The organism is Eubacterium maltosivorans, assembly GCF_002441855.2.
In the GTDB taxonomy this organism is placed as follows: Bacteria; Bacillota; Clostridia; order Eubacteriales; family Eubacteriaceae; genus Eubacterium; species Eubacterium maltosivorans.
On record NZ_CP029487.1, the window covers coordinates 512,709 to 535,900 of the forward strand.

The 23,192-nt window shown below is 47.6% G+C and carries 24 protein-coding genes; 17 read left to right on the forward strand and 7 right to left on the reverse strand.

Annotated elements, in window-relative coordinates; translation table 11 throughout:
• The first annotated feature begins 3 nt into the window (after positions 1 to 3).
• The 10 genes from CPZ25_RS02605 (at position 4) to CPZ25_RS02650 (ending at position 8,761) form a co-directional block, all read left to right on the forward strand.
• Entirely contained in the window at positions 4 to 672 is a 669-nt protein-coding gene (locus CPZ25_RS02605; protein ID WP_096920794.1) for a cobalamin B12-binding domain-containing protein, read from the forward strand.
• 3 nt (positions 673 to 675) lie between these two features.
• Positions 676 to 1,281 carry a GTP-binding protein gene (locus CPZ25_RS02610; protein WP_074618414.1) on the forward strand — a complete coding sequence of 202 codons (606 nt, stop codon included), beginning with the start codon at positions 676 to 678 and terminating at the stop codon, positions 1,279 to 1,281.
• 15 nt (positions 1,282 to 1,296) lie between these two features.
• Positions 1,297 to 1,791, forward strand: coding sequence for a hypothetical protein (locus CPZ25_RS02615; protein WP_074618413.1), 495 nt, complete (start codon positions 1,297 to 1,299; stop codon positions 1,789 to 1,791).
• A 515-nt stretch (positions 1,792 to 2,306) separates the two neighbouring features.
• Positions 2,307 to 2,714: a B12-binding domain-containing protein gene (locus CPZ25_RS02620; protein ID WP_096920795.1), complete on the forward strand. Its 408-nt coding sequence runs from the start codon at positions 2,307 to 2,309 to the stop codon at positions 2,712 to 2,714.
• Between the two features lie 18 nt (positions 2,715 to 2,732).
• The gene (locus tag CPZ25_RS02625) at positions 2,733 to 4,115 is read left to right on the forward strand and encodes a methyltransferase MtaB domain-containing protein (RefSeq protein WP_096920796.1); all 1,383 of its coding nucleotides are present in this window, start codon (positions 2,733 to 2,735) and stop codon (positions 4,113 to 4,115) included.
• A gap of 163 nt (positions 4,116 to 4,278) precedes the next feature.
• A complete protein-coding gene (locus CPZ25_RS02630) occupies positions 4,279 to 4,914 on the forward strand; it encodes a cobalamin B12-binding domain-containing protein (RefSeq protein ID WP_074618410.1) in 636 nt (211 codons plus the stop codon).
• 66 nt (positions 4,915 to 4,980) lie between these two features.
• The gene (locus CPZ25_RS02635; protein ID WP_058696385.1) at positions 4,981 to 5,781 is read left to right on the forward strand and encodes a methyltetrahydrofolate cobalamin methyltransferase; all 801 of its coding nucleotides are present in this window, start codon (positions 4,981 to 4,983) and stop codon (positions 5,779 to 5,781) included.
• Positions 5,782 to 6,137: 356 nt separating this feature from the next.
• Positions 6,138 to 7,112: a diguanylate cyclase domain-containing protein gene (locus CPZ25_RS02640; RefSeq protein ID WP_058694739.1), complete on the forward strand. Its 975-nt coding sequence runs from the start codon at positions 6,138 to 6,140 to the stop codon at positions 7,110 to 7,112.
• A gap of 130 nt (positions 7,113 to 7,242) precedes the next feature.
• Positions 7,243 to 8,073 (forward strand): RNA polymerase sigma factor, encoded by an 831-nt coding sequence (locus CPZ25_RS02645; RefSeq protein ID WP_074618408.1) that lies wholly within the window; start codon positions 7,243 to 7,245, stop codon positions 8,071 to 8,073.
• A gap of 1 nt (position 8,074) precedes the next feature.
• Positions 8,075 to 8,761 (forward strand): DUF2461 domain-containing protein, encoded by a 687-nt coding sequence (locus tag CPZ25_RS02650; RefSeq protein ID WP_096920797.1) that lies wholly within the window; start codon positions 8,075 to 8,077, stop codon positions 8,759 to 8,761.
• A gap of 48 nt (positions 8,762 to 8,809) precedes the next feature.
• Here CPZ25_RS02650 and CPZ25_RS02655 read toward each other — a convergent pair whose 3' ends face one another.
• The 3 genes from CPZ25_RS02655 to CPZ25_RS02665 all read right to left on the reverse strand — a co-directional run bounded on the left by CPZ25_RS02655 (position 8,810) and on the right by CPZ25_RS02665 (position 13,436).
• Entirely contained in the window at positions 8,810 to 10,354 is a 1,545-nt protein-coding gene (locus CPZ25_RS02655; RefSeq protein ID WP_096920798.1) for an ASKHA domain-containing protein, read from the reverse strand.
• A 1,019-nt stretch (positions 10,355 to 11,373) separates the two neighbouring features.
• Positions 11,374 to 12,711, reverse strand: coding sequence for an ATP-binding protein (locus CPZ25_RS02660; RefSeq protein WP_096920799.1), 1,338 nt, complete (start codon positions 12,709 to 12,711; stop codon positions 11,374 to 11,376).
• 2 nt (positions 12,712 to 12,713) lie between these two features.
• Positions 12,714 to 13,436, reverse strand: coding sequence for a LytR/AlgR family response regulator transcription factor (locus CPZ25_RS02665; RefSeq protein WP_058694735.1), 723 nt, complete (start codon positions 13,434 to 13,436; stop codon positions 12,714 to 12,716).
• Between the two features lie 440 nt (positions 13,437 to 13,876).
• Here CPZ25_RS02665 and CPZ25_RS02670 point away from each other — a divergent pair, with 440 nt between their 5' ends.
• Genes CPZ25_RS02670 through CPZ25_RS02680 form a run of 3 tightly spaced genes read left to right on the forward strand, consistent with a single transcriptional unit; the run spans position 13,877 to position 16,322 of the window.
• Entirely contained in the window at positions 13,877 to 14,959 is a 1,083-nt protein-coding gene (locus CPZ25_RS02670) for a hypothetical protein (protein ID WP_074618405.1), read from the forward strand.
• Between the two features lie 18 nt (positions 14,960 to 14,977).
• Complete coding sequence (locus CPZ25_RS02675) at positions 14,978 to 15,748, forward strand: ion transporter (protein WP_058694733.1); 771 nt, start codon at positions 14,978 to 14,980, stop codon at positions 15,746 to 15,748.
• Positions 15,741 to 16,322: a hypothetical protein gene (locus CPZ25_RS02680; protein WP_058694732.1), complete on the forward strand. Its 582-nt coding sequence runs from the start codon at positions 15,741 to 15,743 to the stop codon at positions 16,320 to 16,322. The genes CPZ25_RS02675 and CPZ25_RS02680 overlap by 8 nt, the downstream gene beginning before the upstream one ends.
• A gap of 17 nt (positions 16,323 to 16,339) precedes the next feature.
• Here CPZ25_RS02680 and CPZ25_RS02685 read toward each other — a convergent pair whose 3' ends face one another.
• The gene (locus CPZ25_RS02685) at positions 16,340 to 17,701 is read right to left on the reverse strand and encodes a sensor histidine kinase (protein WP_096920800.1); all 1,362 of its coding nucleotides are present in this window, start codon (positions 17,699 to 17,701) and stop codon (positions 16,340 to 16,342) included.
• 280 nt (positions 17,702 to 17,981) lie between these two features.
• Here CPZ25_RS02685 and CPZ25_RS02690 point away from each other — a divergent pair, with 280 nt between their 5' ends.
• Together CPZ25_RS02690 and CPZ25_RS02695 are read left to right on the forward strand one after the other, a co-directional pair.
• Positions 17,982 to 18,998, forward strand: coding sequence for a tyrosine-type recombinase/integrase (locus tag CPZ25_RS02690; RefSeq protein ID WP_167495143.1), 1,017 nt, complete (start codon positions 17,982 to 17,984; stop codon positions 18,996 to 18,998).
• 83 nt (positions 18,999 to 19,081) lie between these two features.
• Entirely contained in the window at positions 19,082 to 19,612 is a 531-nt protein-coding gene (locus tag CPZ25_RS02695) for an HD-GYP domain-containing protein (RefSeq protein WP_074616949.1), read from the forward strand.
• Positions 19,613 to 19,698: 86 nt separating this feature from the next.
• Here CPZ25_RS02695 and CPZ25_RS02700 read toward each other — a convergent pair whose 3' ends face one another.
• Genes CPZ25_RS02700 through CPZ25_RS02705 form a run of 3 tightly spaced genes read right to left on the reverse strand, consistent with a single transcriptional unit; the run spans position 19,699 to position 21,922 of the window.
• Positions 19,699 to 20,616, reverse strand: coding sequence for a DMT family transporter (locus tag CPZ25_RS02700; RefSeq protein WP_096919947.1), 918 nt, complete (start codon positions 20,614 to 20,616; stop codon positions 19,699 to 19,701).
• A 12-nt stretch (positions 20,617 to 20,628) separates the two neighbouring features.
• A complete protein-coding gene (locus tag CPZ25_RS20935; RefSeq protein WP_275477593.1) occupies positions 20,629 to 20,760 on the reverse strand; it encodes a hypothetical protein in 132 nt (43 codons plus the stop codon).
• A 13-nt stretch (positions 20,761 to 20,773) separates the two neighbouring features.
• Positions 20,774 to 21,922 (reverse strand): uroporphyrinogen decarboxylase family protein, encoded by a 1,149-nt coding sequence (locus tag CPZ25_RS02705; RefSeq protein ID WP_243129335.1) that lies wholly within the window; start codon positions 21,920 to 21,922, stop codon positions 20,774 to 20,776.
• A 140-nt stretch (positions 21,923 to 22,062) separates the two neighbouring features.
• Between CPZ25_RS02705 and CPZ25_RS02710 the strand changes: the two genes are divergently transcribed.
• A complete protein-coding gene (locus CPZ25_RS02710) occupies positions 22,063 to 22,764 on the forward strand; it encodes a TetR/AcrR family transcriptional regulator (RefSeq protein ID WP_096919945.1) in 702 nt (233 codons plus the stop codon).
• Positions 22,765 to 22,826: 62 nt separating this feature from the next.
• Positions 22,827 to 23,084, forward strand: a complete 258-nt coding sequence (locus CPZ25_RS02715) for an RDAC family protein (RefSeq protein WP_058694725.1) — start codon at positions 22,827 to 22,829, stop codon at positions 23,082 to 23,084.
• The last annotated feature ends 108 nt before the right edge of the window (positions 23,085 to 23,192 follow it).

Below are 23,192 nucleotides of genomic sequence, written 5' to 3' on the forward strand. Positions count from 1 at the left end.
TGCATGGACCAGATTATTATGGAAATACAGCAGGGCCTGGTGGACGGCGACGCGGAGTATGTGAAGGGTAAAACCGAGGCGGCCCTGGCGCGTGAGATCAGCCCGGAGGCCATCATTAAAAAGGCGCTGATTCCGACCATGGATAAAATCGGCCGGGAGTTCAGGGAAGGGGATATCTATATCCCCGATGTGCTCATGTCGTCCCGGGCCATGCATGCCAGCCTTTATGTGCTCAAGCCACTGCTCACAAGGGCTGTAAGCGGCCACAAGGGCAGGGTGGTCATCGGCACAGTGGCCGGGGATCTGCACGACATTGGCAAGAATATGGTCACCTGGAGCCTTCAGGGTGAGGGCTATGAGGTTGTCGATCTGGGCATCGATGTGCCGCCCGCCACCTTTGTGGCTGCCATTCGGGAGTGCCAGCCAGATATTTTAGCCATGTCCGCCCTGCTGACCACCACCATCGGCGAGATGCGCAATGTGATCCAGGAGGTGACCGATGAAGGCCTCCGGGACAAGGTGAAGATCATTGTGGGCGGCGGGCCTGTGACCCAGGACTTTGCCGACGAGGTGGGCGCCAACGGCTACGGCAAAGATATCTTTGGGGCTATCGATGTGGTCAACCAGCTTCTGGGCAGAGGCAGCGGCTATTTTGGGACAAGTGAGGTGTGAGAAATGTGTGAGAAAAAGCCAGAAATCATCCTGTTTACGGGATTTTTAGGCTCAGGAAAGACGACCATGCTGCTAAAAACCATTGAGCTGCTGGCAGCGGGAAATAAAAAATGCGCCATCATCGTCAATGAGATCGGCGAGGTGGGCATCGATAACCGGCAGATGCGCAAGCTGGGTTATGACGTGCTGGATCTGTTTGGCGGCTGTGTGTGCTGTACGCTGAAAGTGACCCTGGAGGCCACTATCAACCATCTGCTTACAGAATACGACGGCATCGACTATATTCTGTTTGAGCCATCTGGCATGGCCGACCCGGCCGGCATGTACCCGTCCATGGAAAACTGTGGTTACACGCCAGAGGATATCCGCAATGTGTTTATCTTTGATCCGCTGCGGGTGGATCTGTACCGGGTGCGGCTGAACAGCCTGCTAAAGAGCTCTCTGGAGCTGGCCCGGGCAGTGGTGATTAATAAGATTGACGAGGCCCCCGAGCACGCGGTGCGTGAGGCAGAGGGCATGATCCGGAATCTGGACGGCAGGATTCCGGTCTTTAAGATGGATGTCAGCGCCGGGCTGACACCAGCATTCAAGACATACTTAGTCCGTTAGACAGGAGAAAAAACAATGTATCAGAATGAGTTTATACCAGCGGTTTTCAAGCTTCAGTTTAAATCCGATGCCCCCATGACGCCCGAGGAGTGGGAGGAAATGATCGGCAGCCTCATGGGCGTGTACGCCAACCGCATATCAGAAAGAGAAAAGACCTTTATCGGCCATATCAAGGGCCTGGCGGAACTTTCGGACGCCGCCTTTATCAAGTTCAGCTGTGTCAACGCCCTGGCCGGCGTTCATCACGAGTATACGGGCGGCAGCGAAGCGTCGAGCCAGGTGAAAATGATCATCAATTCCCTGGTCAGCGGTGTTACTGCCGAGGAGAGCCGGAAGCTTTTAAACCTTTCCTGGCTGTTTATTGAGAAGGACTATCATCAGGTGGTTATGCGGGTGACAGAGGCCATCACCGAGGAAGCCCATGAGCATCACGATCACGACGGCGAAGTTTGCCCTGTCTGTCACGGGCATCACGATCATGGGCATGAACACCAGCATCACGACCATTAATCATGTCAACAAACTTTAACAATAAGAGGCAAAGCATTAAAAAGAGAACGGTTTAGTTGAAAGTTGAAAATGGAAAGTGGAAAGTTCAGGTACAAATCTGCCTTTGACAGATTTGATTGGATACGGCCTGCGGCCGTGATTTCAATCGCTTTTGCGTTAGCAAAGCGTTCCATAACCTTCAACTTTCAACCTTCAACCTTTAACCTGAACAGCCTCGTGTTTTATCTTTGTTCCTGACTTTTGAATTTATTAATCATGTAAAAAGGCTTTATTTTAAAAGAATAAGGCCTTTTTTTAGTATGATTTTAGCATAATAATTATAAAAAGCAAGATATTACCGAAAAGTATATAAATCGTCCAAAGACAGACAGCCCCGCAGGGTGTATGATAATAACATAAATAATTATTTAATAAGTCCCGCGGGGTGATCATGATGTATATTTTAAGGAAAGAGGAGTGTATTAAAGCGTTAAAGGATGTTTTAAAAAGGATATTTTAGGATTAGAGAGGCTTTTATGGAATTTAAAGTAATCACAAATCTGATGGCAAATTTGGAAGAAGAAAATCTGATGCTGGCGATTGATGAATTTTTAGCTTTAAATCCATCGAGGGAAGAAGGATTATATGTGATCGAAGCCTGCCGGCAGGGAACGGAGAAGGTCGGAACACTTTTTGAGGCTGGTGAGTACTTTGCCGGTGATTTATTACTGGCAGGCCAGCTTTTCAGAGAAGTGAAAAAGCGGCTGGAACCAGTAGTCGGCAGCGGACTGGATGACCTGAAGTCTGGTGCCATTGCCCTGGGCCCTGTTTATGGAGATGGACAGGAGGACGGAAATGAGATTTTCAGACGCCTGGTGGAAATGGCCGGGTTCATCGTCATCAACCCTTGTTGCAAAGGCTCCCTTCAGCATTCAACGAACTAAAAAGTGGAGGATACAAAAATGGCAAAGAAATTTGATAAATTGGCAATTAATCATCTGGATGATTTTATTTATGGCTCCTGCCCGAACCCTGTGACCACCAAGAGCGGCATGGTCATCGGCGGCGGCACCATCTATCCGGAAATTAACTTTACACTTCCAGGTATGGATGTAAACGATCAGACCATCGATAAGGCGCTGAGCATTTATTCCAATATCATCGACGGCGTGCTCAAGCGCGCGGCAGAGCTCTACGCGCCCGGCGTACTGGTCGAATTTGAAACCGTGCCGGACTTTACCGAGCACCCGAAATATGGCATCGACGCCAACCGCATTTTGTTAAACGGCATTAAGGAAGCGGCTGACAAGTACGGCCTCAAGGCAGCGCTGCGGACGACCCCCAACGACCTGCGCGAAATGAGCCGTCCTCCGGTAATGCGCGGCGGTAAATACTGGGATACCATGCTGGAGCTGTACGAACAGTGCGCCAAGGATGGTTCGGACTTCTTATCCATCGAATCGACCGGCGGTAAGGAAATCAACGACGAAGCCCTAGTAAAGGCGGATATCCGCAAGGCCATCTTCGCCATGGGTGTTCTGGGCTGCCGCGATATGGAATATCTCTGGGGCAACCTGGTTAAATTATCCGACGCTAATGGCTGCTTCGCCGCTGGCGACTCTGCCTGCGGCTTTGCCAACACCGCCATGGTGCTGGCCGAAAAAGGCTTTATCCCCCATGTGTTCGCGGCGGTTATGCGTGTTGTGGCAGTGCCGAGAGCGCTGGTTGCCTTTGAACAGGGCGCCGTTGGCCCAAGCAAGGACTGCGCTTACGAAGGCCCATACCTCAAGGCCATTACCGGCAGTCCCATCGCCATGGAAGGAAAGAGCGCGGCGGGCGCCCACTTAAGCCCGGTTGGCAACATCGCGGCAGCAGTGGCCGATACCTGGAGTAATGAATCCATCCAGCAGGTTAAGCTTTTATCCGAAATGGCGCCGGTAGTGGGTATGGAACAGCTCGTGTACGACTGCCGTCTCATGAACACAGCCAAGGAAAAGGGCCAGGGGATCATGATGCGAGACTTGCTCACCGAGTCCGACGCGCCGCTGGACGTTCAGGCATGGGTTCTGAGACCAGATGTTGTGCTTAAGATCGCCGGCGAGCTGGTTAAAGAACAGGATAACTTCCTGAGAACCAAGCTGGCCGCCAAGCTGACCATCAATGAGCTGCGCGACGCCATCAAGGCCGAAAAGGTCAAGGCTGACCGCCGCGACATGAAATGGCTCGACAAGATGGAAAAAGCAGTGGACAAGATTCCAGACGATCCGGAACAGTTCTACGCAGAAATCAAACCCGAGCTGGATATGGACAAATGGCACCCTGAAGGCTACGGCTTAAAGGCTTAAGCAGCGGATATTAATATTCTAAAATAAAAAACGGAAAATTCACTATTAAAATATTTTTAAAAATTGGATAATACCTTCCGGCGCAGCCAGTACACACTGCGCGCCGGAAGCTCAGGTAAGCAGCTTTAATCAGGAATAAAAACAAAAATCGGAGGATATAAAAATGGCAATTTTAGAAGATATTCAAAACTGTGTGTTAGACGGCGAACTGGATGAGATCAAGGATCTGGTACAGAAGGCAGTGGACGAAGGCATCGACCCCACCACCATCATCAATGATGGCCTGATCGGCGGTATGAACATTGTGGCGCCGCTGTTTAAGAGTGGTGAAATGTTTGTGCCCGAAGTCATGGAATCCGCGGATACCATGAACGAAGGCATGCAGGTGGTTAAGCCCTTAATCACCGACGCCGACATGCCTACCAAGGGCAAGGTTATCATCGGCACCGTCAACGGTGACCTGCACGACATCGGCAAAAATCTGGTGGTCTTAATGATGGAAAGCCGCGGCTACACCGTGGTAGACATGGGGGTTGACGTTAAAGAAGAACAGTTTGTTGCAGGGATTAAAGAGCACAAGCCAGACATTGTGGGCATGTCCTCACTGTTGACCACCACCATGATGAAGATTGACGACACCGTTAAATTAATTAACGAATCCGGTCTGCGTGACCAGGTTAAGATCATTATAGGCGGCGCGCCCATCTCTCAGGAATTTGCCGATGATATCGGCGCGGACGGTTATTCCGAAGACGCCTCTACCGCCGTTGAGCTCTGTGACCGCATGATGGCCATGTAGCAGGCAGAAAACTGGCATAAAGATTAGTTAAACATAAAATTTGACGAACAGGAGGCATTTCAAATGCTGACAATTGTTGGTGAACTCATAAACACCAGCCGCCCCGCGGTTAAGGAGGCGGTAAATAACAAAGATGAAGCGTTCATCCGGGACCTTGCCAGAAAGCAGGCAGACGCCGGCGCGACCTATATCGACGTGAACTGCGGCAATATGGTCAAGAATGAACTGGAAATAATGGAATGGCTTGTGAATATTGTTCAGGACGAGGTGGACACCCCCCTGTGCATTGACAGCCCCAACGCCAAAGCACTGGACGTGGGCCTGGCCCTGTGTAAAAATGGCCGTCCCATGATCAATTCCATCTCTGACGAGGATGAGCGTTATGAATCTGTTCTTCCCTTAATTAAAAAGTATAACGCCAAAATCGTCGTGCTGTGCATGGATTCCACCGGTATGCCGGAAACCGCGGCCGACCGCATGAAGGTTGTGAAAAACCTTTATGCCAAGCTCAAGGCCGAGGGCATCGCCGATGACGACATGTACTTTGACCCGCTGGTCAAGCCCATCAGCAGCGTTACCAGCGCTGGAGAGGAAGTGCTCGACACCATCCGGCAGATCAAGCAGGATTACCCCGATGTACACTTCATGTGCGGTTTAAGTAACATTTCCTATGGCCTGCCGAACCGCAGTATACTGAACCGTTTGTTTGTAGTCCAGACAATGACCCTGGGGATGGACGGCTATGTACTTGACCCCACCAACGGCAAGATGATGGCTGATATCATCACATCCACCGCGCTCCTTGGCAAGGACAACTACTGCGGCAAGTATATCAAAGCGCACCGCAAAGGCAAGCTGGACGCATAGTCTGATGCGTAACCCGATGATTTCATTCTCCAAGTGAAATGATCACCCCTCTATGGCCGGCGGTACATCACCGCCGGCTGCTCATCAAATGAATAAATAATTTAAAGAAAATTACCCTTCCAAACTAAAATTTTTAACATTTAGCAGTAAACATTTAACAGTCGGCAGGAATGCTCCCCTCCAAGAGCCTTCCTGCTTTTTATATTGTAAGCGGGCTGGGATACGTCGAAACGGCGCACCCCGGCCTGAAACAGGCCGTATCGACCCAGATGACCGCCTGGGCGGTGTAATTAAGCCTTGCCCCAGGCATAAAAGCACTGTATAATAGATATAATGAGAAACTGAGGAGCCTGTATATGAAAAAGATTGAGGAAAAGGCAGTTGCCTTTGCAAAATCCATATGGGAGGATTATCTGGTCAATCGTGATCTTCTGAAGCTGACGAAGGTGTTTGACGATAACGCTTCCTATATTGGCACCGGAGACGGCGAAATCTGTTATAGTCTGGAACAGGTTCGCGCAGCGCTCCTGGGTGAGGAAGAGGAGTGGAACGGCCATTTTACCATTGATGACCAGTGGTATGAGGTTCGGGTCATGAGCAATGAATTTGTCGTTGTTTTTGGAGGCTTTGACGCCCATGAGGCCAGCGATAACCCACTGGTTGCGGCCATGCACACCCGCTTTTCTCTGACACTGCGGGTCAGCGGCGATACCTTTAAGGTCGTCCACCTGCATCACTCCGTCCCCAATTTTGAGCAGCTGGAAGGGGAATTCTTCCCTAAGACCATTACGGAAAAGCGCAACGAGGAATTCCGCCATGCCCTTGAGCAGAAAACCAACGAACTCAGGCGGATGGCCCAGCTGGACTCACTGACAGGCCTTTTAAACCGAGTCAGTGTCGAGCAGGAGATTAACACCTCTCTGGAGCAGGGCGCAGAGGGCGTGCTGCTGATGATTGACATCGATGATTTTAAGGGGATTAACGATGTGTTCGGCCATCTGGCCGGCGATACCGTGCTAAAGGTTTTGTCCGACCGGATCCGCGACAGCTTTGGCGGCCAGAGCATCATGGGCCGTGTAGGCGGCGACGAGTTTGTGGTCTTTGCACAAAAGACAGCCGGCCGCGACAGCATCGGCCAGACTGCCCAGCAGTTCTGTGAGCGTGTGGTAAAGCCTGTCATGGATATTCCAGACTGCAGCATTACCGTCAGCATTGGCATCGCCCTGGCGCCGGATAACGGCAGCACCTACAGCGCGCTGGTGCGTTCAGCCGATCAGGCCCTGTACGAGCGCAAGAAAAACAGTAAAAACGGCTATGTATTCGCCGGATAAACGGCAGTAAGAGCGGCTTAGAGTCCGCTCTTTTTGTTTAGGCGCAAAAAGGCGAAAAAAATACTTGAATTTTGTCACAGTGGGCTTTGGCTGTCGTCTAATCCTGTATAAGCATAAAGGAGGAAACATAATGGTTTCAGAAAAAGAGATGCGTACTTTTATCAGGCGAGCCCTGGAGGGGGATAAGGAAGCACTGGGGACTGTGCTGGAATCGGTTCAGGATATGGTTTTTAACCTGTCGCTGCGCATGATGGGAATGATCGAGGACGCCGAGGACGCCACCCAGGAGATCATGATCCGTGTCATGACAAGCCTTTCGTCCTTTAAGGGAGAGAGCCTTTTTTCCACCTGGGTTTACCGTATCGCCAAAAACTATCTGGTGGATTACCGCCGCTCACGGTTCGACCGTCAGCCCCTCACCTTTGATTTTTATGCCCGCGATATCGAGCAAGGCATGGCTGAGCGCTGCCCGGATCCTCAGGCTGGGGTGGACGCCGAGCTTTTGGCCGAGGAGCTGAAGCTTTCCTGTACCAATGTCATGCTGCAGTGCCTGGACGCGGAAAGCCGCTGTATTTATGTGCTGGGCGCCATGTTCAAAATCGACAGCGCCATGGGGGCCAATATTTTTGATACAACGCCGGAAAACTACCGGCAGAAGCTCTCCCGCATCCGCAGACAGGTCAATGATTTCCTAAAAAAATACTGCGGCCTCAGCGGGAGTGGCATGTGCGCCTGCCAAAAGCGCCTTGGTTACGCGGTGGGCCAAAAGCGTTTGAACCCCGCACGTCTGGAGTACAGCGTTTTAGAGGTGTGCAAAAAAGAAATGGAAAACATGGATGCACTGGCCGGTGTATTTGAAAGCCTGCCAGAGTACCGTGTGCCGGAAAATGCCCGGGCCTTTATCAACCGTCTGGTAGCTTCAGATTCAATGGCTTCGATTCAGAAAGCGGGGAGAATATAAGATGAACGACAGTGAAAAAATGCTGGATTTTCTGGCGCAGCTGCAGGCTAATAACACCCTGGAATGGATGCACAGTCATCAGCCAGAGTACAGGGCCGCCCGGGCCGCCTTTGTCGGCCTTGTCTCAGATTTAATGCAGAAGATGCTCCCCGACGAGCCCGACCTGGGCCTGATAAACCCTGGAGACCTTGTTTTCAGGCTTAACCGGGACACCCGCTTCAGTAAGGATAAGAGCCCCTACGCGCCGGCGTTCCGCGCGCATATTTCACCGCAGGGCAGAGGCATGGTGCCAGTGGGAGACTACCTGTTTGTCTCGCCAGGCCATATTTTTCTGGGCGGCGGTGTCTTTCACGCCAAAATGCCAGAGATCACCAGACGCATAAGAGATCAGATTGTGTTGGAGGGCAGTCGCTTCGAGGCTATTTTAGCGGCGCCAGATTTTGCCGAAAAACTGACGCTCCAGGGTGAAAAGCTTAAAAATGTGCCGCGCGGTTACGATAAAGAACACCCCTGTGGCGAACTTTTAAAGCATAAGTCCTGGTATGTGGAGTATGGCATCGAAAAAGACCTGTTTTTGGACCGCGAAGCCTTTTTGGACGAGGCAGTGGATGTGTTCAGACGGATAAAGCCCTTTAATGACTTTATCAACAAGGCTTTGGAAGGTCTTGAAATGCCCGGAAAAAGATAGGATTAAGCATTAAAAAATCCCACGGATGGCTCGTGGGATTTTTTATGCTCAGCGCAGGACACCGCGTTCTTTTAAGCGCTGCCGCACAGTGGGGTAGAGGCTCAGATCGGTGTGGGGCAGAAAGCGCGCGGCAAACATGCGGGTCAGAAAGTCCGGCGCTGCGCCAAACTCCAGATAATGGATATTGTCCTGAAGCGCGCCCACCGTATCGAAAAGGGTATAGTCCAGCAGCAGGGCCCGCGCGCCGGTCAGGGAGCTGTTGCCCAGAACCGTAAAGCGCTCGGCCGGAAGGTCGGGGTAGAGGCCGATGTTGACAGCGGCTTCAAGGTTGATATGCGCGCAGAACGCCCCGGCGATAAAGACCTGGTCAATGTCCTCTGGCCCAATGCCCGCGGCTTCCAGAAGATAGGCCACCATGGTGTTGGCGGCAGCCTTGGTGTCCAGATACTGGGTGATGTCTGTCTGATTGAAGAGAAGCGGGGCGCCGTCAGCGGTCACATCCGCGTCGGCATACCGCAGGGCATAGCCGTCATCGGTGGTCACAATGCGGTCTGTGGCGTCAGGGTTAAACTTCCCGGAAAAGTCGATCCAGCCGTTCAGGAGCATTTCCGACAGCAGATCCACAATGCCGGAGCCGCAGATACCTTTGGGCGGCGCGTTTTCAATGGTGGTGCAGTGCAGAACACTGTCTGTGATACGCACATGGTCAATGGCGCCCGGCCCGGCCTTCATGCCGCTCTTGCTGATACCGCCCTCCAGCGCGGGACCGGCCGCGCCAGCCCCGGCGATCAGGAAATTTTCATCGCCCAGCACCATCTCGCCATTGGTGCCAATGTCGATAAAGAGGGAAGGCTTTTTCTGCCTGTCGAGCCGGGCCGCCAGCAGGCCGCTGATGATGTCGCCGCCCAGGTAGTTGGCTGCTGAGGGCATACAGTAAACCAGTCCGCTGGTGGGCAGGCCCAGATCGGCGGCGGGTATAAAGTCTGTGTGGTTGAACATGGGGGTAAAGGGAACTTCAAAAATGGGCCAGGGATCAATACCGAGGAAAAGATGCGTCATGGTCGTGTTGCCAGACACAATCATAATGCTGTAAGCCTCGGGCGCGATGCCCGTTTGGGCGGTGAGGTCGTCAAACAAACCGCAGAAGGTCTGGACAGTGCTGGCCTGAAGCTCGTCCAGGTGGTCAGGCCGGCCCTTGGTATAGAAAATGCGGCTTAATATCTCATCGCCGTAGTCGATCTGTCTGTTAAAGCGGCTTTTTTCTGCCAATACCTGTCCAGTGTTTAAGTCGATGGACTGCATGATCACAGTGGTGCTGCCGAGATCCACGGCCAGGCCGTAGTTTTCTGCGGTGGTGTCGCTGGCTTCAATGCGCGTCAGTTCCCAGTGGGTTCCAGCGTAAACCAGGGTGCAGGTTACCTTGAAACCAGCTTTCCGGCAGACAGCTGCGTATTTTTTGTAGGTTTTATAGGATAGCGCCAGCGGTGAAAAGGTGGCTTCAAGGCCCTGCAGCAGGCGTTCGCGGTCTGCTGTGATGTCGCCCTGGCCAGGTGCCGGCAGCTCTAAATAAATTTTTTGGCTGAAAGCGTTCAAAAAGTCATCTCCTGTCTTTGTATTCCGTTTCATTATAATGGAAAAAGGATGGATAAGCAAGTACAGCACAGCGTTAAAATATCGTCAGGATATACCCAAACAGGGATAGTTGCCCCAAGTTTTACCGAAAAGGGTAATTTTTTACCGTAATATTTTACAATAAGGTGACTTGAAGTGCTATAATTTAGTCATCCGATGGATCACAAAAGGAAGAGCCCCATATGCTCACGCCTTTTGAGATAAGCACACCCTGCCATTCCAGAGGTTTGACTATATTTGTGAAAGCAAGTATAAAATCCTCTCATCCATACCAATTCAAATCTCTGGTCTGGCTGTAGACGCTCCATTTGTGCTGTTTATTTTCATTTTTATAATGAAAACAAGTTTTTCGCTGTGTTCTTGTAAAAAAATGCAGCAAATTGTTTTTGATGGGGAGATGAGGCTCTTGCCATGAGATCTCACGACACATCAGCTGTTTCTGATTTTTCTGATGGCGCCGGTAAAAATGGCTGTGCGATGGAACACAGTCATGAGGAGTAGCCCTGCCGAACCAACAGGGCTGTGATTTTGGGACTCCTCCAGATCGCTTCATTACCTTGAGGCGATTGAACAGGTTCAAAAAAATAACACGCTTTTAACATTATCATTTTCACCACTGCGGCCGGCGGACCGGCCCCCCTTAGCCATACATCACAATCTCAAACTGGGGGGCGGCATCAGAAAATAAGAACAGACTCACTTTAAAATTCCGATTTTGGCAGCTGGGACGGGTGCATAAATCAGATCGAAAGCGTTGGTCCGATTCATTTTGATCACATTCCAAAACGTGCCTCCATATATGATGCTTTTGGAAGGCCGGTGTTATCCAGAGCGCCGGTCATTGATTTTTGACGCTTTGCCTTTTCCATAAAACGGGGAATTTTTATGGAAAGAGCAGCGATGCTTTTATCTCATTGCACTTTACCTGGTTTTATCTGAAGCCATAAACAAAAAAACTCCTGCAGCTTCGCAGGAGTTTTTTATTTCCTTTCCGGCATCAGTAAAACAGAGGCTTTGAAAATGTGGTCAGCGTAATCGAAATGGGCAAAGCCCTGGTGCTTTTCAGCGATATGGCGGACAGAAGCGAGGCCGATACCCTCACCGGCGCGTTTGGTGGAGTAAAACCTGTCCTTTACCTGTCGAATTTCATTTTCATAACTGTTTTTCACGTTAACGGCCACCATCCGCTGTCCGGCAATACCGACACTTACATGAATAAAGCGGCGCAGCCTCGTCTGAAGCAGGCAGGCATCCAGTGCATTCTCCAAAAGATTTCCAAGCACCACGCATGCGTCCATCTCGGTTATGGGCAGCTCCTTTGGCAGATTGACCGTAACATTCATCTCGATACCAGCCTTGCGCGCCAGCAGATAGTAATGGCGGAGGATGGTATCGACAGCGTAGTTTTCGCAAAAGGAAGGCGCCTCATCGGTATCCAGTATTTTCAGGTAGTGGTTAATATACCGCAGAAGGCCGGCGGTATCTCTCTGGTCGGCATAGCCCTTGAGGGCCAGCAGGTTATGCCTGAGGTCATGCCTTGCGGCCCTTGTGTCCTCGATATTTTTCTGAAGCTGCTCATACTGCTCCTTCTGGAGCTCGATCTGAAGATCCATGACGCTCAGCTTTGACTGCAGCCTTGAGTTGGCGAAGCTTTCCAGCAGGGTGCGCATGACGATATAGTAGGTCAGGATAGTCCCGATAATCCACGCCACAGGCAGCAGGAAAAAACTGTTGTGCCAGACCAGGCTGCTGTCGCAAAAGGTGGGGTACAGCCCAATCCGGAAAATAAAGTAAAAGGATATGGGGATAATCCAAAGGTAGCGCCATGCGGGCATATCGCTGGTCTGTTCGATAACAGGCTTAATAGTTTTCTGCATAAACCAGAACAGGAAAGGAAAAGCAGCCAGCTCCAGTAATACAAGGGTGATTGTAAAATCAAGCGGATAATTAAAAAGGCCAAACCGATTGTTCCAGACAATATTAAAAATTTTTGCCAGAAGCTGAATATAGTCGTTGTAGTTTGTCAGAAAGCACAAAACAAAGAGATTTGTAAAATAATTATCCCTTATACAGAAAAGAGCAGCCGTAACGACAAAAAGAAAGAATACAAAGCTCAGGACGCCGCGAACACTGTAGAAGACGCTGTCTGGCGTGAGATAAATGTCTGTGATAAACACGCTGAAGGCGAGGATAGACACAATGACGACAAACCAAACCCACTTAGGAACCTTTAAATGCTCAATAAAAACAGCAAAAAAACAAAAAAAACAGGGGATAAGCTGGGCAAGACAGATGACAACAGCGATTCGGGCGTCCAAAATCAAAGCCTCCTGTTTAATTTGTCAAATTCATAGTTAGCGTAGCGCTGCCGGATTTCTGCGCGAAGCCCGCGGTTAATGGGTACCCGTTCGCCTGAGAGCATGACAAAATCCTTTTCGTCAAGTATATCTACCTCATCCATATTCACGATACAGTTCCGGTAGCAGTTGACAAACTGAGGATAGGGCAGCAGCAGCGCGGAAAAATCAGAAAAAGGCATGTAGCATTTGACCGTGCGTCGTTTAGTATGGATGTAAATGTAATGGTTGGAGTAATCCGTATAAACGATATCCTTTAAAAAGATTTTTACATAAGTCCGCCCTTCCTTCACCTCAATATACCGGCTTTTCTTGAACAGCGTTTCATCACAATAGCGCATGGTTTCCTCAAAAACCTCATAGCTGTAAGGCTTAACCAGATAGTCGAAAGCCCGGACTCTGAATCCCTTTACCGCATGAAACTGGCTGGTGGTCGAAAAAATGAGCAGGCAATCGCTGTCTTTCTCACGGATTTTCTCTGCCGTTTCAATACCATTCAAACCATCCATATAAATATCCAAAAAAATAAGATCATAGGTCTGCGGGGTAAAGCACTCAAGAAAACGGCTGCCGCTTTCAAAGAGCGTGATCTCCGCATCAAGCTGGTGATCGGCGCTGTAACGGTGGATGTATTCGGAGAGCAGCTCACATTCTGTTCTTAGATCGTCGATAATCGCGATTTTCATAAAGACATCCCCCTTTCATAATTATTGCAATCAAATTTTATCATATTATGTTAAAAAAGACTGGAAATTCGGAACACAAAATTGGTAAAAAAAAGACGTTTTCGGTAAGAATGTTGATTCTGATTTTTTTGACAGGTATGATTATAGTGTACCTTAACAGGATCTTAAGAAAATGACAAGCAGACGCTTATCATCCATTAAGATAGCAGTGCGGCGCTTTGTTTTTGTATTACACCAATATGTTTTCACAGTGTGAACACATATCCTCTCATCCAATCGTAATGCAGTAAACCCTGCCCGCGCTGCATGAAGTTTAAAACAGCGAGACAATGGTGTTCCGTTTCCGCGATGCGGCAGAGTGGAAAGATTGTCTCCCTTTTTATGTTTGATATACCCAAACAGGTATTCAAAATAGACTTTAAAAGACGAGAGGAGAGAAAATGAAATTCGGCGAATTAAAAAGCTGGCAGAAAAAACGTCTGCTGATGAGCTTTTTTACCTATGTCATCATCGCAGCTGTTTTTCTGGGATATGCGGTTGTTACCATGTACACAGACAAAAAAGCAGAAGATGATTACTGGGTATCTATGATGCAGACGCCTGAGAAGGTAGAAGAGAGGGCCAGACAGTTTAACCAGAACGCCACAGAGGTAACGGTTGGCACCTATATCGAAAACCTGAAAGAGATCAACCTGAAAACATCCAACTACCGTGTGGTGGCGTTGATCTGGTTTAAATGGAACGGGGATGAAAATCTGGATATGGCCAAACATTTCCGCATTTATAAGGGAACCATGAATAAGATGGAAACCGTAAAAAATTACCATGAAAATGGCGTCAACTACCAGGCCGTCCGGTGCGATGTAACCGTCACAAAAAATTACTGGAACCGCCGGTTTCCGCTGGAGTCTCATCAATTGCGTATGTATGTGGAATCAGAACTGCCCGTGGATGACGTTGTCTTTGTAAATGATGAAGACAGCGGGATCAATGAGTCTCTCGGGATTTCAGGCTATGACCTGAGAAGAAACGCAACAGGCACCACGATGATCGAGTATAAAGATGACCATGGCGATCCTGAAATGACAGGCGGTATCATTAACGCAGAGCATATCACAGCGCTTGAGCTTAACAGAGACAGCATGGGCCTGTACGTCAAGTGCTTTATTGCCCTGGTCGGCACCACAACCTGGGTTTTGATCACGTTGTTTATCTGTACCTATCACCGGGTCGATCCCCTCAGTATGATCCCCGCCGCCCTTTTTGGCACAGTGACCAATATTATGGTCGGCGCGAACCTGCTGCCTGACGCCCTGCAGCTCGGACTTTTGGAATACGTCAATATTTTTGGTATTATGACGATTATGGCTGTGGCGCTGTCCATTATCAATATCAACCGGATTCGAAACAAATACGAGGATCGTGATTTTGCAAGCTTTTACGGGCGTGTCATGTTCTATACGATTCTGTTCTTTGTGGTGGCCGGGAATATCATCCTGCCCATATCCGCGTATATGTTCTAGGGACCGAGGCGTTAAGCGATGCGTGAACAGATATACAAAATTGTTAAAAAAGCAGAGCCTGGAGATGTCATCAGCAAATACTATGACGTGTTTATCATGGTGGTGGCCTTTATCAGTATCTGCCCGCTGATGTTTAAGGAATCCAATTCGCTTTTGGTGATGATTGATACCATCACCGTCTATATTCTTTTTACCGATTATATTTTTAACTGGATTACCTATGATTACAAGCTTAAAAAGCATTCACCCTGGGTGTTTGTGGCCTATCCCTTCTCACCCTGGGCCTTGATCGACCTGGTTTCGATTTTGCCGTCTCTTGGGCTGCTGGGCGCTGGCTTTCGAATTCTGCGTGTGCTGCGTGTGTTTAAGGTGCTGTACTACTCAAAAACCTTCTCCTATGTGGCCAATGTTTTCAAAAACGAGCGCAAAACCCTGGGCTATGTGCTCATCATCGCGCTGGCCTATATCTTTGTATCAGCGCTGGCCATGTTTGCTTATGAGCCGGATACCTTTGATAATTTCTTTGAAGCGCTCTACTGGGCAACAACAGCCCTGACCACCGTTGGCTATGGGGATGTATACCCGGTCACAGAGGTAGGGCGTTTGATCAGCATGATTTCATCACTCTTTGGTATCGCAGTGATCGCAATGCCTGCCGGTGTCGTGACCGCTGGGTTTATGGATGAAATCGGACGTGCGAAGGAACTGGAACGCCTTGAAAAGGCTAAAAAAGAAGGGAAGAACCTCGAGGAAGTCATTGAGGAGGAATTGGAGGAACAGAATGAGTAACAAAACGCGCTATTTAATCATCATGGTTTTGGGCGTTGTAATGAACCGGCTGCTCTATGTTATCTCGATGCATTTTAATCTGCCCTTCTGGCTGGATATGTCCGGCACTGTTCTGGCCGCGCTGATACTGGAGCCGACAGCTGGGCTTCTGGTAGGGCTTGTGAATAATTTCGGGCTGGCAGTGTTCAACTACAGCAGCAGCTCGCTGATTTTCTACGCGGTCAGCGCTGCCGCCGCGCTGGTGGTGGGCGTGAATATGCGCTGTAACGGACAGATCGACTGGAAGCGAACAGTTCCAACCATGGGGCTGCTGATTTTAGTCACTGGCGTCCTGTCCGCATTGCTCAGCATCTGGCAGAGTGGCGGAGCGCTTACCCATCCCTGGGAGGTCTATTTTTACAACCTGGCCGTATCCGCCGGTGTCCCCTGGGTGCTGGCCTGCTTCATTGGCACCATGGTTATCAAGGTTTTCGATGTGATCGCCACAGCCGGTATCATCGCACTGCTTTACTTTGTTTTGCCAGACAGCCTGAAGTATCCGCCGGAAACGCTCATGGAAAAAGAAAAGATTTAGATAAAAAAGAACGTCCTTTACGGGACGTTCTTTTTTGATGTGCTGTTTTTGCGTGATAGCGCGTCAGGGTTCAGCAGAACAGAGGCTTCAAAAACCTGATGGTCATCATTAAATTTTGCAAAGCCGCTGTATTTTTCAGTTATCCGGCAGACCGAATGGATACCGATTCCTTCCGCATCGCGCTTGGAGGACATAAAGCCACCATCATCCTTTTTACAGATTGCATGATCATAGCTGTTTTTGACGGAAATCACCACGGAGTCCTTGCCCGAAACGCCGAGCTTTACAGAAATAAAGCGGTTTGCCTTTTTCTGACGCTGGCAGGCCTCCACCGCGTTTTCAAACAAATTGCCAAAAACCACGCAGAGATCGCCCTCAGAAAAAAACAGCGGCTCGGGAAGCTCGATGTCAATGTGCAGGTCAATGGCATTTTGGCGTGCAAGAGCTGCGTAATGCTGGGCGATGGCGTCGATGGCAGTGTTGGCGCAGAGAGGCAGAGCCCTGTTCATATCCGCAGACTTCAGGCAGTCGCTCAAGCAGGCGTCGATTTGTTCAAAGGCGCTGTTTTCCGCATATCCTTTGAGCATGAGCAGGCGGTGCTTCAGGTTATGACGGGCTTTTTCAGTATCCTCAATATTATTTTTCAGGCGGTTGTACTGTTCATGCTGCATACTGGCCTGATAATCAGATAGCTCCAGTTTATTTTGAAGCTCGGCAGCCCGCTGGTTTTCCTGAATCAGTCTTAAAATAACATAATAGGTCAAAAAGGTGCCGGCAAACCAGACGAAAGGTAAAACATGGGCCGGTACAGAGGAAAGATTTAAAGAGCCAGGATAGATGCAGAACCGGTACAGCAGGAAAAAACAAACGGGCACAACCCATAAATACCGCCAGTATGGCATGCTGCCTGTCTCAAAGACAGTTGGTTTAATGACCTTAATGGTAAAAAATCCGACAAAGGGCAGTGTGAGCGTGAAAATTAAAAACAGGATAAAGGCAGACAGCAGCGGGTTGGCAAGCAGAGAAGGCCCACAGAATATCTGGCTGAAAAACACAACGATATCCAGATAATTTTTAATAATAAAGACCACAAAAAAGTTAAGGAAAAAATTTTCTTTAACGCTTAAAAGAAAAATCAAACCAATGGTAATATTAAACAAAACACTGACAGTGATCCGCGCATTGCCGGAATCAGGCATGGCGCTGAGCGTGAAAACAGCGGCATAGGTGACCGTACTTGAAATCAGGAGTACAGCAACCATCATAATATTAATGCTGGTGCCAAATCGGAAATTGCCTTTAAAAACCGACTGGTATAGAAAGAGCGCCGGCAGAAGTTGAATAAGTGAAAGCAGCGCAGCAAAAGCGAATTGATCCAAAACCAACCTCCACAATTTGCATGAGTTTTCCTCATTTTACCATAGAACAGAAGAATTTGCATAGGGAAGCGCCCAACGTGAGAGTATAAAAATAAAAAATAATGCGGATTTATCTTTTAGTATAAAATAACCCATATGGAATGTATGTAAGCGGAAAAATAAAAATCGTAGAATACCATATTCTACGTCATTTTTTTACTTTTTATAAATTCTATTATATCATTTATAAATTGCTATTACTAGCAAAATTCTAATTAATTTTTAGTAGGGAGGCATGATTATGAAAAAAACATTTTCAATGTGGTCGCAGTCAATTCGTCGTTTTTTTTCAAAAAGGTCACTAACGCTGGGAGCGTTCAGCCGTGAGTGGATAAGGGAACGCAGCGATGAAGGAAAGATTAAGGTTTCCACACTTAGCAATTATCAGCGTATTATTGAACGCTATTTGTTGCCTGAATTAGGTGATCTCCGGCTGGATGCTGTAACCGGTGAAGTGGTACAGAATTTTGTGAAATCACTGGAAAAGAAAGCGCTTAAGACATCCACGATTCAAGGCATTATCGGCAGGCTATCGTCAATTATGGAAAGAGCCGTGGAAACCGGATTGATTGATAAAAATCCCTGCGGGCATATCGTCATCCAGAAAAAGCGGCAGACAACGACAGGAAAAATTCTGACCATTGAGGACCAAAAGACTCTGGCGCACTGGCTTTCAGCCCATGAGCACAACCTGAGCCTTGCTATACAGCTCGGACTCTTTGCGGGAATGCGCATCGGGGAGATCGCAGCGCTGCAATGGAAAGACATTGACCTGAAAAATGGGTTCATTCATGTTCGCAGAAATGTTCAGCGTGTAAAAAATCCTGAAATGGGCCAGCGCAAAACCATTAACCAGATTGGCACGCCAAAATCGCAAAAAGCCTTTCGCTCTATTCCCATTACCTCTATTTTAATGAAATCACTCCAGTGCTATGAAAAAAACGGGTTAAAGCAGGAAGCTTTTGTGATTGCAAAAAAAGGTGGCTCAGCCTATGATGTGAGAACCATACAGCGCTATTTTAAAAAGACTATTTTCACCCTTAAATTAGATAATTACCGTTTTCACGACCTTCGGCACACCTTTGCGACCAGGGCGAAGGAAAGCGGAATGGACATTCAGATCATCAGTGAAATTCTTGGGCATTCAGAGACATCTGTCACCATGAACATTTATCTGCACATCACAGACCATCATAAAAAACAGGAGATGGTGCTTCTGGATAAGCTAAACTCAACAATATATGGAAAAGCGGCATAAATTGTCGTGAAATATGGTATTCTACGAACTTTCTTTAAAAAATATACCCTGTATTTTAAGGAATCACAATAAAGGTAGAGAGCATGCAAGCATTGATTAAGACTCAGTTTGGGCGCTGTTCCGAAAGCGTTCGGCAGCATTGCCTGCGAACAGGCAGCTGGATAAGAAAAATAATAAAGGAATTGGGGCGTGAAGAACTGCTTTCAATCTGGCAGTTGGAGGAAATGTCTCCGGTGGATTATCACGACATCGGAAAAGCGGAAACAGAAGATACTCTCGGCCATTGCACAACGGGCGCGCGGTTTTTCAGGAATCTTTATGAAACAAAAACGACCTGCTTTGCAGAACAGATTTTCTGCAGTATCGCTGCGGATCTCTGCCGGTTCCATCACTACCGGTATGACGGTAAAAATAACCCCAAAAGGATAAGCGGACAGGATATACCCATCATTGCCAGAGTCTGTGCGGTTGCCGATGCTTTTGACCAATGGCAGGAGTCGGGCAGACAGCCGGATGAAGCGTACGAAAACATCTGTAAGGAAAGCGGTACCCTCTATGATCCAGCTGTTGTGCAGGCTCTTGGCGAGGTTATCCAGCGGCAAAGACAATCTTAAAAACAGCATAAAAAAGGACATTTTCCCAGTTGTAGCCGATGGAAAATGCCCTTTTTATATTGGCGTTGTAAAAATCGAATAAAAATCTAAAGCTCTTCAGCCGCTCCGGTTTTATTCAGGATAATAACCGCGGCAATGACGACTGCAATACCAATAATCTGCGGTAATGAAACAACCTGCCCAAAGATAAAATAGCCAAGGATTGAGGCTGTGATGGGCGAGAATGCATTCATCATATTGGTGATGGCAGGATCGACCAGAGAAAAGGACTTTACCCAGACATAGGATGAAAGAATCTGTGTCAGCAGCCCATAAGCAACGATGATCAAAATAAGAAGCAGGACATTCTGGGCGGAACCGATCTGGCCAATGACAGCCCAGGGAGGGCAGACAACCCAGTAGATCAAAGCCGCTCCGAGGTTATAATAAGTGATGACCACATCATTGTCAATCTCATTATTTAAAGCCCATTTGATGATCAGGGCAACAGCGCAGTTAGCCAGCCAGTTTAGCGCCATCCACATTATACCTGAAGGCGCGATGAAAGCATCGGGCGAAAAGACATTTAAAACCAGTGCCAGACCGATAATGGCCAACCCCAGAGAAGCGACCTTGCCCTTGGTTATTTTGTATTTAAAAATAAAGGAAGAGAGAAGCATCAGTATAAAGACATGGGAAAACTCAAGAATGGAAAAGACACCGGTGCTCAGGTAGTTAAGCGCCCGCGCGTAAGAGTAATAGAGCACCGCGTTGGCAATTCCGCCGCCTACCAGGACGATGAGTATGCGTTTCCATCCAATATTAAAAGCCTTTGGATTTTTGATCAGGATTTTTATCCCATAAAACAGGATAACGATCATTGGCCCCATAGATGAGACGGCCACATCGCTTAGCCCAAGATTTTGGAGCAATGCGATGAAAACGCCGAGGGTTCCCCATAAAACGCCGGCAATCCCGCCGTAGATAATCCCTTTTGTAAAATTACTTTTGTTTACTTCGTTCATTTTATACTCCCCCTACATGATTAAGCTTAGAATAAAGGTTTCGAATTCTTTTTCCGTTTCGGTCATACAATCGCGGATCAGCGCCTGATATTTTTCATCGTACTCGCTGGCCAGATCTTCAATTTTTTCTATTTCTTTAAGCATAAGATTTATCTCCTTAATATTTTCCGTATTCATTGACAAAATCAATCACTGCTTTCATTTTTTCAGGCGGCGCGTCCTTAAAGCTGAAGGCTGGCTTATTAAAACCAAAGTAAAACCGTTTGCTTTCCATGCCAATATCCATGAGCTCACGGGCTTTATCCAGGCATTCCTCTGTGGAATAATTCGTCAGATAATCCAGAGGATAGGAGCAGCAGACCATGTTTTTAGAGCCGAGAATATCCAGTGCCTTTTTAAAATTCTGATGCTCCACAGCTAAAATAACCTTTCCCTCAGGCAGTTCGGAATAATAGTCAAAATAGCGGCCGTCTGTGTAATCGCCCTGGAACTGTAAATAGAGGGTGTGCCCCTTTGCGGCCAGCGCGTCACAAACCTTTTTAAAAGTAGGCCAGAAAAATTTCTCGAAATGTCTGGGGCTGATCATTGGCGGCAGGTGAACCCAGGAGCAGGCACAGGAAATCCCATCGGCATCAGTTGGCAGAGTATTTTCCACATAGTCGATCATCACGGGCGTGAGCGCTTCGCAGGCGGCCTCCAATTCTCGCTTTTTCCGTCGGAGATCCATGGAAATCTGAGTGATTCCGCGCAGATGGTCGCCCAGCAGGTCAAAGGGGGCATAAAACATGGTGCCATAGTAAATCGGAACGCCCTTAGCGTAAGTAAGATCATAAAGCTTATTATAAAAATCGGCAACCTGACTTTTTTCAAACAGCAGAGCCTTGGAAATGGCTGTAATATCCTTGACGCTGTCTTTTCCAAGCGTGCTGTACATGCCGGGAAGCACCTTGTTAACGATGCAGCGCAGCGGGTCTTCGATCAGCGCTTGATAATCATTCTCACTCAAGCTCATGACCTCAGGGTGCTGCATGGTCCCGGTCCTTCTGTTTTGAATCCACGTTTTGCTGCCCAAAATTTCGCTGCGCTGAGGTGGCAGCCATCCCATTCCCAGATTGGCATCCATTTCAAAAGTGCTTAAAATTTTTTCATAAGCTTCGATGATTTTCTCATAATTCCAGGTCGCTTCCAGAAAATCAATGCCTGCAAGCTCACAGGCATAGCTGATTTCAAAATCCAGTATCACTGGCACATGGTCGGCAGGCTCTCCTGCCATTGTGTTTTTTATACACGCAATTCTTTCTTCCATCTCAAAATTTCCCTCCATGAATTGTATGAATACAATATTGTATGATTACAATATATAGTATGTGTACAAATTTGTCAAGTCTTTTTTAAATTCTTCTTTTTTTTACTAAAAATCATGCTATAATGAACATGAGGTGAATTATGGCAAACTATAAAAATGGAACAGAGACAAAGGCTTCGTTGTATAACAGCGCGAAAAAGCTTTTTTACTTAAAAGGCTATGGTGCGACAACCATTAAGGATATTATTACTGACGCCGAATCAAAATTAGGTTTGTTCACTTATTATTTTGAGAGCAAGGAATCTGTGGCGATCAGTATTTTTAAGGATTTTGTCAATGATATTGCTTTAGTGCTGGAGGAGCCTCTAAAGGAATACACGGCAAAAAATGATTATCTGCTGGTGGACATGATTGAGTACCGCGCTTATTTTGAGTGTATAAACGCCAATGAGCAGATAAGAAGGTTTTATAAGGATATTTCGATTCTTGAAAGCTTTGCACAGATGACCATTGAGCTAAAAGATTATTTTATACAGAAACGCTTCGAGAATGGACTGAAGTTTGAGACCAGCGTGATGATTAAGGATAAGACCTACTTTGACGCCATCGCTTCTCTGACGTCTGGCATGGAGATTCAGTTTTTTAGAGATATTCTTGGGAAAAAGATCGATATCGCCTATGGCGACGCGATCGATATTTTTCTGACAGAGTATTACCGCTTCTTAGTGCTGGATAAAAAGCGGATTCAGGATAATCTGCGAAAGTCCAGAAAAGTCGTGGAAACCCTAAAATTTGAAATTGGCGGCTGCTTTAGCATTCAACTGGCAGGTGCTGACGCATAAGGTATGAGTAAAAATTTATCATAAAAGGTCAAGATATAAAAATCAGGAAAGAAGGTTATCATATGATTGTTACTTTTAGAGAAATTGGTGCGCTGAATCAGCTTTTACAGGAAAAACACCTGGATTATAAAATTCATCTGAGCGATGCCTGCGGCTCCCAGAGCATGTGGATTGAAAGCCTGAACAATGCTGGTGATCCCAAGGCGAACAAAGCCCTGTACGAAGTGATTGACGCTTTTTTTGAGAAAATGGGCACAGAGCTGGAATATACCTGGGATAAAAAATCCTTTTGGTTTAAGGACCGGTCTTTAGTATTTTAAAATTTCAGGGGTAATACAGAAACACAAATGCTTAAGTGTGAGAGCATTTGTGTTTTTTTATTGTCTTAAACAGCTTCATTTTCTGGATTGTTTTATTATGAAACATCT

What these genes read in the sequence shown, in the direction of transcription:
- CPZ25_RS02680 (WP_058694732.1), top strand. Translation starts at nt 15,741, where the DNA reads ATGAGTAACAAAACGCGCTATTTAATCATCATGGTTTTGGGCGTTGTA.
- CPZ25_RS02670 (WP_074618405.1), top strand. Translation starts at nt 13,877, where the DNA reads ATGAAATTCGGCGAATTAAAAAGCTGGCAGAAAAAACGTCTGCTGATG.
- CPZ25_RS02665 (WP_058694735.1), bottom strand. Translation starts at nt 13,436, where the DNA reads ATGAAAATCGCGATTATCGACGATCTAAGAACAGAATGTGAGCTGCTC.
- CPZ25_RS20935 (WP_275477593.1), bottom strand. Translation starts at nt 20,760, where the DNA reads ATGCTTAAAGAAATAGAAAAAATTGAAGATCTGGCCAGCGAGTACGAT.
- CPZ25_RS02605 (WP_096920794.1), top strand. Translation starts at nt 4, where the DNA reads ATGGACCAGATTATTATGGAAATACAGCAGGGCCTGGTGGACGGCGAC.
- CPZ25_RS02710 (WP_096919945.1), top strand. Translation starts at nt 22,063, where the DNA reads ATGGCAAACTATAAAAATGGAACAGAGACAAAGGCTTCGTTGTATAAC.
- CPZ25_RS02640 (WP_058694739.1), top strand. Translation starts at nt 6,138, where the DNA reads ATGAAAAAGATTGAGGAAAAGGCAGTTGCCTTTGCAAAATCCATATGG.
- CPZ25_RS02700 (WP_096919947.1), bottom strand. Translation starts at nt 20,616, where the DNA reads ATGAACGAAGTAAACAAAAGTAATTTTACAAAAGGGATTATCTACGGC.
- CPZ25_RS02715 (WP_058694725.1), top strand. Translation starts at nt 22,827, where the DNA reads ATGATTGTTACTTTTAGAGAAATTGGTGCGCTGAATCAGCTTTTACAG.
- CPZ25_RS02620 (WP_096920795.1), top strand. Translation starts at nt 2,307, where the DNA reads ATGGAATTTAAAGTAATCACAAATCTGATGGCAAATTTGGAAGAAGAA.
- CPZ25_RS02650 (WP_096920797.1), top strand. Translation starts at nt 8,075, where the DNA reads ATGAACGACAGTGAAAAAATGCTGGATTTTCTGGCGCAGCTGCAGGCT.
- CPZ25_RS02695 (WP_074616949.1), top strand. Translation starts at nt 19,082, where the DNA reads ATGCAAGCATTGATTAAGACTCAGTTTGGGCGCTGTTCCGAAAGCGTT.
- CPZ25_RS02615 (WP_074618413.1), top strand. Translation starts at nt 1,297, where the DNA reads ATGTATCAGAATGAGTTTATACCAGCGGTTTTCAAGCTTCAGTTTAAA.
- CPZ25_RS02610 (WP_074618414.1), top strand. Translation starts at nt 676, where the DNA reads ATGTGTGAGAAAAAGCCAGAAATCATCCTGTTTACGGGATTTTTAGGC.
- CPZ25_RS02645 (WP_074618408.1), top strand. Translation starts at nt 7,243, where the DNA reads ATGGTTTCAGAAAAAGAGATGCGTACTTTTATCAGGCGAGCCCTGGAG.
- CPZ25_RS02675 (WP_058694733.1), top strand. Translation starts at nt 14,978, where the DNA reads ATGCGTGAACAGATATACAAAATTGTTAAAAAAGCAGAGCCTGGAGAT.
- CPZ25_RS02690 (WP_167495143.1), top strand. Translation starts at nt 17,982, where the DNA reads ATGAAAAAAACATTTTCAATGTGGTCGCAGTCAATTCGTCGTTTTTTT.
- CPZ25_RS02630 (WP_074618410.1), top strand. Translation starts at nt 4,279, where the DNA reads ATGGCAATTTTAGAAGATATTCAAAACTGTGTGTTAGACGGCGAACTG.
- CPZ25_RS02625 (WP_096920796.1), top strand. Translation starts at nt 2,733, where the DNA reads ATGGCAAAGAAATTTGATAAATTGGCAATTAATCATCTGGATGATTTT.
- CPZ25_RS02705 (WP_243129335.1), bottom strand. Translation starts at nt 21,922, where the DNA reads ATGGAAGAAAGAATTGCGTGTATAAAAAACACAATGGCAGGAGAGCCT.